The 12,418-nt window shown below is 67.8% G+C and carries 9 protein-coding genes; 7 read left to right on the top strand and 2 right to left on the bottom strand.

Annotated elements, in window-relative coordinates; all coding sequences use genetic code 11:
• Positions 1-30 precede the first annotated feature (30 nt).
• Both KR541_RS29865 and KR541_RS29860 read left to right on the top strand, forming a co-directional pair.
• Complete coding sequence (locus KR541_RS29865; RefSeq protein WP_050011305.1) at positions 31-1,125, top strand: triacylglycerol lipase; 1,095 nt, start codon at positions 31-33, stop codon at positions 1,123-1,125.
• 3 nt (positions 1,126-1,128) lie between these two features.
• Complete coding sequence (locus tag KR541_RS29860) at positions 1,129-2,163, top strand: lipase secretion chaperone (protein ID WP_089489153.1); 1,035 nt, start codon at positions 1,129-1,131, stop codon at positions 2,161-2,163.
• A gap of 30 nt (positions 2,164-2,193) precedes the next feature.
• Here KR541_RS29860 and pdxR read toward each other — a convergent pair whose 3' ends face one another.
• Positions 2,194-3,717, bottom strand: a complete 1,524-nt coding sequence (gene pdxR, locus KR541_RS29855; protein ID WP_050011303.1) for a MocR-like pyridoxine biosynthesis transcription factor PdxR — start codon at positions 3,715-3,717, stop codon at positions 2,194-2,196.
• Between the two features lie 108 nt (positions 3,718-3,825).
• Between pdxR and KR541_RS29850 the strand changes: the two genes are divergently transcribed.
• From KR541_RS29850 to KR541_RS29830, 5 genes are all read left to right on the top strand, one after another.
• Positions 3,826-4,938 carry an ABC transporter ATP-binding protein gene (locus KR541_RS29850; RefSeq protein WP_050011302.1) on the top strand — a complete coding sequence of 371 codons (1,113 nt, stop codon included), beginning with the start codon at positions 3,826-3,828 and terminating at the stop codon, positions 4,936-4,938.
• Positions 4,939-5,014: 76 nt separating this feature from the next.
• On the top strand, positions 5,015-6,061 hold the full coding sequence (locus KR541_RS29845) for an ABC transporter substrate-binding protein (RefSeq protein ID WP_050011301.1): 1,047 nt from the start codon (positions 5,015-5,017) through the stop codon (positions 6,059-6,061).
• Between the two features lie 111 nt (positions 6,062-6,172).
• Positions 6,173-7,429: an ABC transporter permease gene (locus KR541_RS29840; protein WP_050011300.1), complete on the top strand. Its 1,257-nt coding sequence runs from the start codon at positions 6,173-6,175 to the stop codon at positions 7,427-7,429.
• 37 nt (positions 7,430-7,466) lie between these two features.
• The gene (locus KR541_RS29835) at positions 7,467-8,303 is read left to right on the top strand and encodes an ABC transporter permease (RefSeq protein ID WP_050011405.1); all 837 of its coding nucleotides are present in this window, start codon (positions 7,467-7,469) and stop codon (positions 8,301-8,303) included.
• A 334-nt stretch (positions 8,304-8,637) separates the two neighbouring features.
• Positions 8,638-10,056, top strand: a complete 1,419-nt coding sequence (locus KR541_RS29830) for an MFS transporter (RefSeq protein WP_080334132.1) — start codon at positions 8,638-8,640, stop codon at positions 10,054-10,056.
• Between the two features lie 62 nt (positions 10,057-10,118).
• Here KR541_RS29830 and KR541_RS29825 read toward each other — a convergent pair whose 3' ends face one another.
• The gene (locus KR541_RS29825; protein ID WP_050011299.1) at positions 10,119-11,852 is read right to left on the bottom strand and encodes a S53 family peptidase; all 1,734 of its coding nucleotides are present in this window, start codon (positions 11,850-11,852) and stop codon (positions 10,119-10,121) included.
• Between the last annotated feature and the right edge of the window lie 566 nt (positions 11,853-12,418).

Below are 12,418 nucleotides of genomic sequence, written 5' to 3'. Positions count from 1 at the left end.
ACCGGCAGCACAATAATCAGGAGAACATGCATGGCCAGATCGATGCGTTCCAGGGTAATGGCAGGGGCAGTGGCATGCGCGATGAGCGTCGCGCCGTTCGCGGCGTCGACCGCGCTGACGACGCTCGCGACGACGCACACGGCGATGGCGGCAACCGCGCCCGCCGACGACTATGCGACGACGCGCTATCCAATCATTCTCGTGCACGGGCTGACCGGCACCGACAAGTATGCGGGCGTACTCGACTACTGGTACGGCATCCAGGAAGACCTGCAGCAGCATGGCGCGACCGTCTACGTCGCGAACCTGTCGGGCTTCCAGAGCGACGACGGCCCGAACGGGCGCGGCGAACAACTGCTCGCTTACGTGAAGACGGTGCTCGCGGCGACCGGCGCGACCAAGGTCAATCTCGTCGGGCACAGCCAGGGCGGGCTGACGTCGCGCTATGTCGCGGCCGTCGCACCCGATCTCGTCGCGTCGGTGACGACGATCGGCACGCCGCATCGCGGCTCCGAGTTCGCCGACTTCGTGCAGGGCGTGCTCGCATACGATCCGACCGGGTTGTCTTCGACGGTGATCGCCGCGTTCGTCAATGTATTCGGGATCCTGACGAACAGCAGCCACAACACGAACCAGGATGCCCTCGCTGCACTGAAGACGCTGACGACCGCGCAGGCCGCCGCCTACAACCAGAACTATCCGAGCGCGGGCCTCGGCGCGCCAGGGAGCTGCCAGACCGGTGCGCCGACCGAAACCGTCGGCGGCAACACGCATCTGCTGTATTCGTGGGCCGGCACGGCGATCCAGCCGACGCTTTCCGTGCTCGGCGCGACGGGCGCGACGGACACGAGCACGATTCCGGTGATCGATCCGGCGAACGCGCTCGATCTGTCGACGCTTGCGCTGTATGGAACCGGCACGGTGATGATCAACCGCGGCTCGGGCCAGAACGACGGGCTCGTATCGAAGTGCAGCGCGCTGTACGGCAAGGTGCTGAGCACGAGCTACAAGTGGAACCACATCGACGAGATCAACCAGTTGCTCGGCGTGCGTGGCGCGTATGCGGAAGATCCGGTCGCGGTGATCCGCACGCATGCGAACCGGTTGAAAATCGCGGGCGTGTGATCGATGGCGGCACGTGAAGGGCGCGCGCCGCTGGCGCGGCGCGCGGCGATCTATGGTGTCGTGGGGCTGGCGGCGATTGCCGGCGTCGCGATGTGGAGCGCGGCGGGATCGCATCGCGGCACGGGCGCCGCGGGTGACGTGCCGGATGCACCCGCGACGAGCCGCGTGACGGCCGCCGCGCCGCAGCCGGCCGTACCGGCGAGTACGGACCTGCCGACGTCGCTCGCCGGTTCCAGCGCGCCGCGCCTGCCGCTCGATGCAGGCGGCCATCTTGCGAAGTCGCGCGCGGTGCGCGATTTCTTCGACTATTGCCTGACCGCGCAGAGCGACCTGAGCGCGGTGGCGCTCGATGCGTTCGTCGTGCGCGAGATCGCCGCGCAGCTCGACGGCACGGTCGCGCAGGCCGAGGCGCTCGACGTGTGGCACCGGTATCGCGCGTATCTCGATGCGCTCGCCAAATTGAGCGATGCCGGCGCGGTCGACAAGTCCGACCTGGGCGCGTTGCAGCTCGCGCTCGACCAGCGCGCGTCGATCGCCTATCGCACGCTCGGCGACTGGAGCCAGCCGTTCTTCGGCGCGGAGCAGTGGCGGCAGCGCTACGACCTCGCACGATTGAAGATCACTCAGGATCGCTCATTGACCGATGCGCAGAAGGCCGAGCGGCTCGCGGCGCTCGAGCAGCAGATGCCGGCCGACGAACGCGCGGCGCAGCAGCGGGTGGACCAACAACGCGCCGCGATCGACCGGATCGCGCAATTGCAGAAGCGCGGCGCGACGCCTGACGCGATGCGCGCGCAACTGACGCAGACGCTCGGCCCCGAGGCCGCCGCGCGCGTCGCGCAGATGCAGCAGGACGACGCGTCGTGGCAGGGCCGTTACGCGGACTATGCGGCGCAGCGTGCGCAGATCGAATCGGCCGGCCTGTCGCCGCAGGATCGCGACGCACAGATTGCCGCGTTGCGGCAGCGTGTGTTCACGAAGCCCGGCGAAGCCGTGCGCGCGGCGTCGCTCGATCGCGGCGCGGGCAGCGCGCATTGACGAACCGCGCGCCGCCGTGTGCGGCAGGCTTCACGCGGCGCGCGTGATGTTCCGCGGCAGATGTTGCTCGATGGTATCGGCGAGCGTGTCGAACGCGGGGCGAATGCCTTCGTGCGCGACGCATGCATAGCCGAGCAGCAAACCCTGCCGCGCGGTGTCGAGGCTGCTGTAGTAGCTGGTGAGCGGGCGCACGATCACGCCCGCGTCGAATGCGCTCTGCGTGACCGCGCGATCGTCGCACGCGTCGGGCAGGCCGAGCACCAGATGCAGGCCGGCCTCGTCGCCCATTACCGGCAGCGCGTCGCCGAAGCGCGCGCGGATCGCGTCGATCATCAGTTGCCGGCGCTCGCCGTACAGCGTGCGCATTCGTCTGACGTGCGAAGTGAGGTGGCCGTCCATGATGAATTCGGCGAGTACGGCCTGCTGCATCAGCTGGCCTTCCCGATACAGCTCCGACAGCCCGGTGCGGAAGGTGTCGACCAGATGCTCGGGCACGACCATGTAGCCCATCCGCAACCCCGGGAACAGCATCTTGCCGAGACTGCCGACGTAGATCACGCGGCCCCCCTCGTCGAGTCCCTGCAGCGACGCGAGCGGGCGGCTGCCGTAACGGAATTCGCTGTCGTAATCGTCCTCGATGATCCAGCAGCGGTGCTGGCGCGCATATTCGAGCAGCATGCGGCGCCGCGCGAGGCTCATCACCATCCCGAGCGGGTACTGGTGCGACGGCGTGACGAGCACGAGCCGCGGCGGATGCTGCATGTCGCTCGCGCGCGGGTCGAGCCCTTCCTGGTCGACCGGCACCGGCGCGAGCGTGAGGCCGGCCGCCTGCAGCACGCTGCGCACGCCCCAGTAGCACGGTTCCTCGACCCACGCGCGATCGCCGATGTCAGACAGCAGCCGCACCGCGAGATCGATCGACTGATGAATACCGGTCGTGATGATCACCTGGTCCGGCGAGCATTTGACCGAGCGTGCGACGCGCAGGTAGTCGGCGAGCGCGCGCCGCAGCGGCCGGTAGCCGCCGCCCGGCGCATAGGTCAGCAGCTCCGGATTGGCTTCCTTCCACAGTCGCGCCTGCAGCCGGCTCCACGTGCGGCTCGGGAATTCCGACACGTCCGGCACGCCCGGCATGAACGCCCCCCACTGGCGCCGCGACACGCCCGCATGCTCGACCAGTTGCCGCCCGCGCATCGACAGGCTGCGCTGCGCGTCGGGCGGCGGCGGTTCGCCAGTGGCCGACGCCGGCGGCGCGGCGCCCGGCACGCGGATCGCGGCGGCGTCCGGCCGCGTGTCGGCCACGTAGGTGCCGCTGCCGGTCGTCGTCAGCACGTAGCCTTCGGCCGTCAGCTGGTCGTATACGTGCAGCACCGTATTGCGCGCGATCGACAGGTCGCCCGCGAGCGTGCGCGAACTCGGCAGCTTTGTGCCGGGCCCCAATTCGCCGGTCAGGATGGCCTGCTGCATCAGTTGCAGCAGTTGCCGGTACATCGGTTCGGGCGAACTGCGGTCCAGACGGGCGGACAGCCAGTCGGCGAGGATCACGGTATCCAAAGTGGTCCTACTAGGAATATTGAAATGGTTCCCTAGTATAGAACCGTGCGGGCCGTATAGTGGGTCCATCTCAAAAACGTTTTGTTGCGCAGCAAGGGGACAGCCACGATGAAGTCCGATGATGTGATCGTCAGCTTTCGCGGCGTGCGGAAGACCTACGACGGCGAGACGCTGGTCGTCAAATCGCTCGACCTCGACATCCACCGGGGGGAATTCCTGACGCTGCTCGGGCCGTCCGGCTCGGGCAAGACGACCTGCCTGATGATGCTGGCCGGCTTCGAATTCCCGACCGGCGGCGAGATCCGCCTCGACGGCGAGCTGCTGAACAGCGTGCCGCCGCACAAGCGCAACATCGGCATGGTGTTCCAGAACTACGCGCTGTTTCCGCATCTGACGGTCGAGCAGAACGTCGCGTATCCGCTGACGGTGCGCAAGCTGCCGGTCGGCGAGCGCGCGGAGCGCGTCGCGCATGCGCTGAAGATGGTGCAGATGGAACGCTTCGCGAAACGCTATCCGGCGCAACTGTCGGGCGGCCAGCAGCAGCGCATCGCGCTGGCCCGCGCGCTCGTGTTCGAGCCGAAGCTGGTGCTGATGGACGAGCCGCTCGGCGCGCTCGACAAGCAGCTGCGCGAACACATGCAGTACGAACTGAAGGCGCTGCATGAAAAGCTCGGCGTGACCTTCGTGTACGTGACGCACGACCAGGGCGAGGCGCTGACGATGTCCGATCGCGTCGCCGTGTTCGACAAGGGCATCGTGCAGCAGCTCGACACCGTCGACCGCCTGTACGAATCGCCGTGCAACGAATTCGTCGCGAACTTCATCGGCGACAGCAACCGGCTGCGCGGCACCATCGCGCGCGTCGACGGCGAATTCTGCGAATTCCGGCTCGACGACGGCACGAAGCTCGTCGGCCGCCATATCGGCGAAGCCGCCGAGGGCGCGCCGGCCGTCGCGTGCATCCGCCCCGAGCGCATGAGCCTCGCCGCACATGGCTCGAACGGCGCAAACGGCGCGAATGGCGCCGCCGCCAATTGCGTGAGCGGCGAGGCGCGCAGCCTCATCTATTTCGGCGATCACGTGCGCATGCGCTGCGCACTGCCCGGCCAGGACGAATGTTTCGTGAAGGTGCCGCTCGGCACCGGCGCGCTCGACGCGTTCTCGCCCGGCGCACCGGTCTCGCTTGCATTCTCGCCCGAACACCTGCGCGTGTTCGCGTGAGCATGGTTTACCCGGTTTTCCGCAGCACGTCGTCAACAACAATGCCCACTTCCACCACGAGAGGAGAGGAACCATCATGAAACGAGCAAGCTTTACCGCGCGCCGTACGGCGCTCGCGCTGGCACTGGTCGCGTTTGGCGCATCGGCCAGCGCTGCCGAACTCACGGTCGTCAACTTCGGCGGCGCGAACGGCGACGCGCAGAAGGCCGCGTTCAACCAGCCGTTCGAGAAGGCGACCGGTAACAAGGTCACGGCCGTCGAGTACAACGGCGAGCAGGCGAAGGTGAAGGCGATGGTCGAGGCGAAGCACGTCAACTGGGACGTGGTCGAAGTCGAATCGGGCGACCTGAACCGCGGCTGCGACGAAGGGCTGTACGAGAAGCTCGACTGGTCGAAGATCGCGAAGAAATCCGACCTGATTCCGGAAGCGCCGCAGGTATGCGGCGTCGGGTTCTTCGTGTGGTCGACCGCGCTGTCGTACAACGCGGACAAGCTGAAGTCTGCGCCGACCGGCTGGGCCGATTTCTGGAACGTGAAGAAATTCCCCGGCAAGCGCGGGATGCGCAAGGGCGCGCGGTACAACCTCGAATTCGCGCTGATGGCCGACGGCGTCGCGACGAAGGACGTCTACAAGGTGCTCGGCACGAAGGCCGGCCAGGATCGCGCGTTCAAGAAGCTCGACGAGCTGAAGCCGTACATCCAGTGGTGGGAAGCGGGCGCGCAGCCGCCGCAGTTCCTCGTCGCCGGCGACGTCGTGATGTCGACCGCGTACAACGGCCGCATCGACGCCGCGCAGAAGGAAGGCAAGAACCTGAAGGTCGTGTGGAACGGCAGCATCTACGACCTCGACTACTGGGCGATTCCGAAGGGCTCGCCGAACAAGGCGCTGGCCGAGCAGTACATCGCGTATTCGCTGACGCCGAAGCCGCAGCAGGCGTATGCGCAGCACATCGCGTACGGCCCGACGAACGTCGCCGCGATCAAGGCGCTCGATGCGAAGACGCTCGCGAACCTGCCGAACTCGCCGGCCAACGGCAAGAATGCGGTACTGGAGGACATCGGCTTCTGGACCGACCACAGCGACGAGCTCGAACAGCGCTTCGCCGCGTGGGCAACGAAGTAAGCGATCAGGCGTCCTCACGGGTGTCGTGATGCAACCGGCCGCGCGACGCGTCGATCGCGTCGCGCGGCATTCCGCCGGAACGTGCCCGGCCGGAGAGAACTCTTGAATACGATGACGATCGCGCCTTCCTCGCCGTCGACCGCCGCGCTCAAGCGCGAGCTGAAGGCCGCCGAGTCCCGCAAGCGCACGATGGCGCTGCTGCTGATCGCGCCGCTCGCGATTTTCCTGCTGCTGATTTTCGTCGTGCCGATCGGCACGCTGCTCACGCGCGCGGTGCAGAACCCGGAGATCGCGACCGCGTTGCCGAACACGGTCGCCGCGCTGTCGGGCTGGGATCGCAAGACGCCGCCGGCGGATGCGGCCTATGTCGCGCTCGCGGCCGACATGACGAAGGTGGCCGACAGCGAAGCGATGGGTGCGCTCGCACGGCGCCTGAACACCGAGATTCCCGGCTATCGCTCGCTCGTCGCGAAGACGGCGCGCGCGATGCCGCTGAAGGGCGACAATGACGCGGCGCTGACGCCCGCGCAGACGCGCGCGAAATTCATCGATCTCGATGCGCGCTGGGGCGACGTCGCGTACTGGCAGTCGATTGCGAAGAACGGCAGCCAGGTGTCGCCGTTCTATCTGCTCGCCGCGCTCGACCACAAGCAGGACGGCTTCGGCCACATCGTGCAGGCCGACCCCGACCAGTCGATCTACGTCGCGATCTTCGGCCGCACGTTCGTGATCGGCGTGGCCGTCACGGTGTTCGCGCTGCTGCTCGGCTATCCGCTCGCGTACTGGATCTCGACGCTGTCGGAACGGCGCGCGAACCTCGTGATGATCCTCGTGCTGATTCCGTTCTGGACGTCGGTACTCGTGCGCGTCGCCGCATGGATCGTGCTGCTGCAGAGCGAAGGGCTGATCAACACGGCGCTGCTCGGCAGCGGGCTGATCTCGCATCCGCTGACGCTGCTGTTCAATCGCGTCGGCGTGTATATCTCGATGACGCACATCCTGCTGCCGTTCATGATCCTGCCGCTCTACAGCGTGATGAAGTCGATTCCGCCGACCTACCAGCGCGCGGCCGTGTCGCTCGGCAGCCATCCGTTCGCCGCGTTCTGGCGCGTGTACGTGCCGCAGACCTATCCGGGCGTCGGCGCGGGCGCGCTGCTCGTGTTCATCCTCGCGATCGGCTACTACATCACGCCCGCGCTGCTCGGCGGGCCGAACGACCAGATGGTCAGCTACTACGTCGCGTACTTCACGAACGTGACGATCAACTGGGGCATGGCGTGTGCGCTCGGCGGGCTGCTGCTCGCGGCGACGCTCGTGCTGTATGCGGTGTACGGGCGCTTCACGCGCACCAACGTGAGCCTCGGCTGAGCGCCGGGCACAGGGAAACGGGAAGGGGATGCCGACCATGAAACTCGCCAGGCCGCTGTTCGCGCCGCACATGTCGTTCGTCGAGCGCGCGTGGTACGTCGCGCTGCGCGTGCTCGTCGTGCTGACGCTGCTGTACCTGATCCTGCCGGTGCTCGCGATCGTGCCGCTGTCGTTCTCGTCGAGCACGTTCCTCGTCTATCCGATCCCGGGTTTCTCGACGCGCTGGTACGAGAACCTGCTCGCATCGGACGAATGGCGGATGGCCGCGAAAAACAGCTTCATCGTCGCGCCGTCGGCGACCGTCGTCGCGACGGTGCTCGGCACGCTCGCGGCCATCGGCCTGACGAAAGCCGACTTCCGCGGCAAGGGGCTGCTGATGGCCGTGCTGCTGTCGCCGATGATCGTGCCGGTCGTCGTGGTCGGCGTCGGCATGTACCTGTTCTTCGCGCCGCTCGGGCTCGCGAATACCTACACGGGGCTGATCGCCGCGCATGCGGCGCTCGGCGTGCCGTTCGTCGTGACGACGGTGGCCGCGACGCTGCAGGGCTTCAACCATAACCTCGTGCGCGCGAGCCTGTCGCTCGGCGCGAACCCGGTTACGACGTTCTTCCGCGTGACGCTGCCGGTGATCGCGCCGGGCGTGATGTCGGGCGCACTGTTCGCGTTCGCGACGTCGTTCGACGAAGTGGTCGTCACGCTGTTTCTCGCGGGCGCCGACCAGACGACGCTGCCGCGCCAGATGTTCACGGGCATCCGCGAGAACATCAGTCCGACGATCGCTGCGCTCGCCACGATCCTGATCATCTTCTCGACGAGCCTGCTGCTCGCGCTCGAATGGCTGCGCGGCCGCAATGCGCGGCGTGCGGTGTCGTGACCTGGTCGACCTGACGTGATGGCGCGACGGCGTCGCCGGCAGCCGCGGCCGGGCCGGCCCCCGGCGCCGCACGACGACGCTGCGCGCGAGCCCGACGGGCCGCCCGGCAGCCGCCGGATCGTCGATCGTTGTGCACTCAACGATGCCGCGCGCCAGGCACGGCATCCCGCAAGCTTTCGTTTCGCTGACTGACGAAGCGGCCGCCTGCACGTTCGATGCGGCTCTGCAACAATACGGATCGCGGCAACGCGCGCGCCGGTCTTGCCGTCCGGTACGCCCGCCGCCGCACTGCTCAATCCGCGACGCCGCGCGTCGCTCGTCAGCCGAGCCCATCTTGTCCGAATTCGCTTCCCCTGCCGGCGCGCACGAGCCGGCCGTCAACTGGCGTGCGATGTCCGCCGTGCTGCTGGCCGTCGCGCTCGCGACGCTCGACACCGCGATCGCGAACACCGCGCTGCCCGCCATCGCGACCGACCTGCATGCGTCGCCGGCCGCGTCCGTATGGATCATCAACGCGTACCAGCTCGCGATGGTCGCGACGCTGCTGCCGTTCGCGTCGCTCGGCGACATCGTCGGCCACAAGCGCGTGTATGTCGCCGGGCTGGCGGTGTTCACGCTGGCGTCGCTCGGCTGTTCGCTCGCGTCGACACTGCCGATGCTGACGGCCGCGCGCATCGTGCAGGGCTTTGGCGCGAGCGCGATCATGAGCGTCAACGTCGCGCTGATCCGCGGTCTGTTTCCCGCACACCGGCTCGGGCGCGGCGTCGGCTTCAACGCGCTCGTCGTCGGCGTGTCGTTCGCGGTGGGGCCGACGATCGCGTCGCTGATCCTGTCGGTGGCCGCGTGGCCGTGGCTGTTCGCGGTGAACGTGCCGCTCGGCGCGTTCGCGCTCGCGGTGGCGATTCCGTCGCTGCCGCAGACGGCGCGCGGCAAGCATGTATTCGATCCGGTAGCCGCGCTGTTCAACGTGATCACGTTCGCGTCGCTGATTTTCGCGCTCGGCGAATTCGCGCAGCGCGGGCCGCTCTCCGTCGTGTTCGCCGCGGCCGCGGTGGCATTCGCATTCGGCTGGCTGCTGATCCGCCGCCAGGCCGGGCATCCGGCGCCGATGCTGCCGGTCGACCTGTTTCGCCGGCCCGTGTTCACGCTGTCCGCGCTGACCGCCGTCTGCGCGTTCGCCGCGCAGGGGCTCGCGTTCGTGTCGCTGCCGTTCTATTTCGAAACCGTCCTGCATCGCAGTGCGGTCGAGACGGGATTCCTGATGACGCCGTGGTCGGCGATCGTCGCGCTCGCCGCGCCGATCGCGGGGCGGCTGTCGGACCGTTATCCGCCCGGGCTGCTCGGCGCGATCGGCCTCGCGTTGCTGAGTGCGGGGATGGTGTCGCTTGCCGCGCTGCCGGTGTCGCCGGGCGTCGTCGACATCGGCTGGAGAATGATGCTGTGCGGAGCGGGCTTCGGCTTCTTCCAGTCGCCGAACCTGAAAGCGCTGATGTCGAGCGCGCCGCCCGAGCGCAGCGGCGGCGCGAGCGGGATCATCGCGACCGCGCGGCTGATCGGGCAGGCGACGGGTGCGGCGCTGGTTGCGCTGTCGTTCGGGATCGCGGGCCGCCACGGGCCGACGCTTGCGTTGATGCTCGGTGCGGGTTTCGCGGGTGCGGCGAGCGTCGCGAGCGGGCTGCGGCTGTTCGCGCCGTCGCATCGGGCCGGCGCGCCGGTCGTGTCGGAACGCGTGGAGGAGCCGGCGACGGAGTAGCGCGGGGCAGTTACAACCGGCGCGCGGCAAGCCATCGCCGCGCGCCGGTCTTCATGCATCGCTCAGAACCCGCCCGACTTGATCAACTGGTTGAGGTTCGCGATGTTCAGGCTGCCGAAGCCGGTCGTCAGATCCCAGCCGGTGGCCGCCGTATAGCCATACCCCTGATAGCCGTTGTTGCCCGACACGACGTCATAGCGCACGAGCGACGGATGCGACGGAATGTCCGCATAGAAGTTGCCGGCCGGGAAGCCGAGGCCCGTGCCGTTCGCCGCGAGCAGACGCGCCCAGAAGCCCGTGAAAATCGGCGCGGCGAGGCTCGTGCCGCCGATCTGCTGCAACTGGCCGTAGTTGTAGATGTACGCGCCCGTGCTTTGCGCGGCGTCGAACGCGACGTCCGGCAACCGGCGATTGCTGCCCGACTGCCACGACGGCGCGGGCAGAATCGTGCTGACGCCGCCGCCCGTCGCCCACAGCTTGCCGTTCGAATCGAGCCCTTCGTTCCACACCGTCTCGTTCGAGAACGCACCCGCCGACGTCGTGTAGAGCGTCGTGCCGCCGATCGCGAGCACGTGCGGCGACGAAGCTGGCCACGACACCGTGTAGTTCGAGCCGTCCGGATAGCCGCGGTTGTTGCACTCGTACACGCCTTCGTCGCCCGACGATACCGAGAACGTCTGGCCCTGCGCGGCGGCCGTCGTGAAGATCTGCTCCTCGGCGTCGAGCGTGCCGTCCGCGTCCGCATCGGTTTCGCACCAGCCGAGCGACACGTTGATCACCTTCGCGGTGTTGTCCGACACCGCGCGGTTGAACGCCTGCGTGAGGCCCGTGTTGCCGGCGGCGTTCAGGTCCGCCATGTAGAACACCAGCTTGCCGACCTGGCCGCCGGCCGAGCCGACGATCGACTGGCTGTCGAGATCCCATTCGCCCTGGCCGTCCTGGTCGTCGGAGTAGCTGCCGCCCGTGCCATTGGTCTTGACGGTCTGCGTGGAGACCGTGCCGTAGCCATTGCTCGACGTGAACTGCTTCAGGTCCTGCAGCGTCTGCGACACGCCGCCGATCGTGACGATGCCGACGGTCACGCCGGCCGCGGTCGGCACGCCGGTCGCGTTGTAGAGGCCCGGGAATTCCTTCGGATAGTGGCCCGTCGCCGTGCCGGCCGCGAGCGCCTGCGGCTTCGCCACGTTGCCGATGCGCAGCATCGGCCGTGCACGCGCGACACTTTGCAGCCCGAGCACCGAGCCGACCACGTCGCCGAGCGCGCGCGGCACTTGCGCGGTCGACGTGTTGGCGAACCCCGAGCGGCCCGCGTACTCGAAGTGCACGAGCGACGTGTTGAACGCGGCCTTCACCGTGCCGGCCGTGCCGCTGGCGGAGATCAGCAGCCGGTTCGGCGCGACCTCGACATTCGTGAAGCCGCTCTTGTGCAGATAGTCGACGACCGACTTCACCTGCGCATCGGTCGGCGCGTAGTTCGCGAGGAACTGCTCGTGCGTCAGGTACTGGCGGTAATGCGCGCTGCCGGGCCGGTTCACGTCGCGCGCCAGTTGCTTGAGCTGAGCGGCGTTGCGCAGCTTCAGGCTGACGACGACGTTGGTCGTTTCACCGGCCGCCAGTTCGAGCGACGGCGCCGCACTGCGCGCCATCAACTGCGGGCCGGTCAGAAAGGCCTTCGTATGGGTATCGACCCAATCCGTCGCTGCGTGCGCCGCGGCGGCGGCAAACACGAGCGGTGCCACGCACGCCAGGCGGCGGGGCGACGGAAGGGGAAGGGCAAACCAGGCGTTCCTTTTCATCGGGAGTCCTTTTTTAGGAGAGGCGACGTTACTGGAACCCCCGGCCCTTGTGGGGCCGCGAGCGGTGACGAGCGTAGGGCGTCGATGCCGTTCGGGTAGCTGCCATTTTCCATAGCTGTCAGTTCTGACAACGGGGGGCATCACTGCACGCGTGGCGTCGTGCGCGACGGTAATGGCGGAGCCGGTGAGCGGAACCGGTTCGCGGCACGGCGGCGCGACAATGCGCGTCGCTCGCACGCACGAGTCGTTCGTTGCAGCATCGGAATGTGAGCGGGCGTGGAAGGAAGCGCCGCGTGGATGCACGGCGTTTGCGTGTCAATGGCGGCGCGCCGTATCGCACTATGTGGTCATTGGAAGCGACTCGTCAGGAACCGCTTCGCGCGGGCACAACAACGGGGCAGGCGGACCCCGAACGTTTCCCGAACTGTGGAACAGCGCATCGGCCAGTCTTGCAGGCCGCTTTCGGATCGCGCGTCGCCATCGCGGATTAGAGGAAATGCTCGAATCGGGCGTGGACGAGAGCCGGTGTGACGAACCCGCCGGTCGCGCGGGATCGAGCCATGTCA

Source organism: Burkholderia sola, from assembly GCF_905400185.1.
In the GTDB taxonomy this organism is placed as follows: Bacteria; Pseudomonadota; Gammaproteobacteria; order Burkholderiales; family Burkholderiaceae; genus Burkholderia; species Burkholderia sola.
Note: the sequence above shows the minus strand (reverse complement) of the source record. Positions and strands in the feature narration are given on the sequence as shown.

Bases quoted from the DNA above. Each gene is read 5' to 3' on its own strand.
- KR541_RS29865 (WP_050011305.1), top strand. From the start codon at position 31: ATGGCCAGATCGATGCGTTCCAGGGTAATGGCAGGGGCAGTGGCATGC.
- KR541_RS29860 (WP_089489153.1), top strand. From the start codon at position 1,129: ATGGCGGCACGTGAAGGGCGCGCGCCGCTGGCGCGGCGCGCGGCGATC.
- KR541_RS29850 (WP_050011302.1), top strand. From the start codon at position 3,826: ATGAAGTCCGATGATGTGATCGTCAGCTTTCGCGGCGTGCGGAAGACC.
- KR541_RS29845 (WP_050011301.1), top strand. From the start codon at position 5,015: ATGAAACGAGCAAGCTTTACCGCGCGCCGTACGGCGCTCGCGCTGGCA.
- KR541_RS29840 (WP_050011300.1), top strand. From the start codon at position 6,173: ATGACGATCGCGCCTTCCTCGCCGTCGACCGCCGCGCTCAAGCGCGAG.
- KR541_RS29835 (WP_050011405.1), top strand. From the start codon at position 7,467: ATGAAACTCGCCAGGCCGCTGTTCGCGCCGCACATGTCGTTCGTCGAG.
- KR541_RS29825 (WP_050011299.1), bottom strand. From the start codon at position 11,852: ATGAAAAGGAACGCCTGGTTTGCCCTTCCCCTTCCGTCGCCCCGCCGC.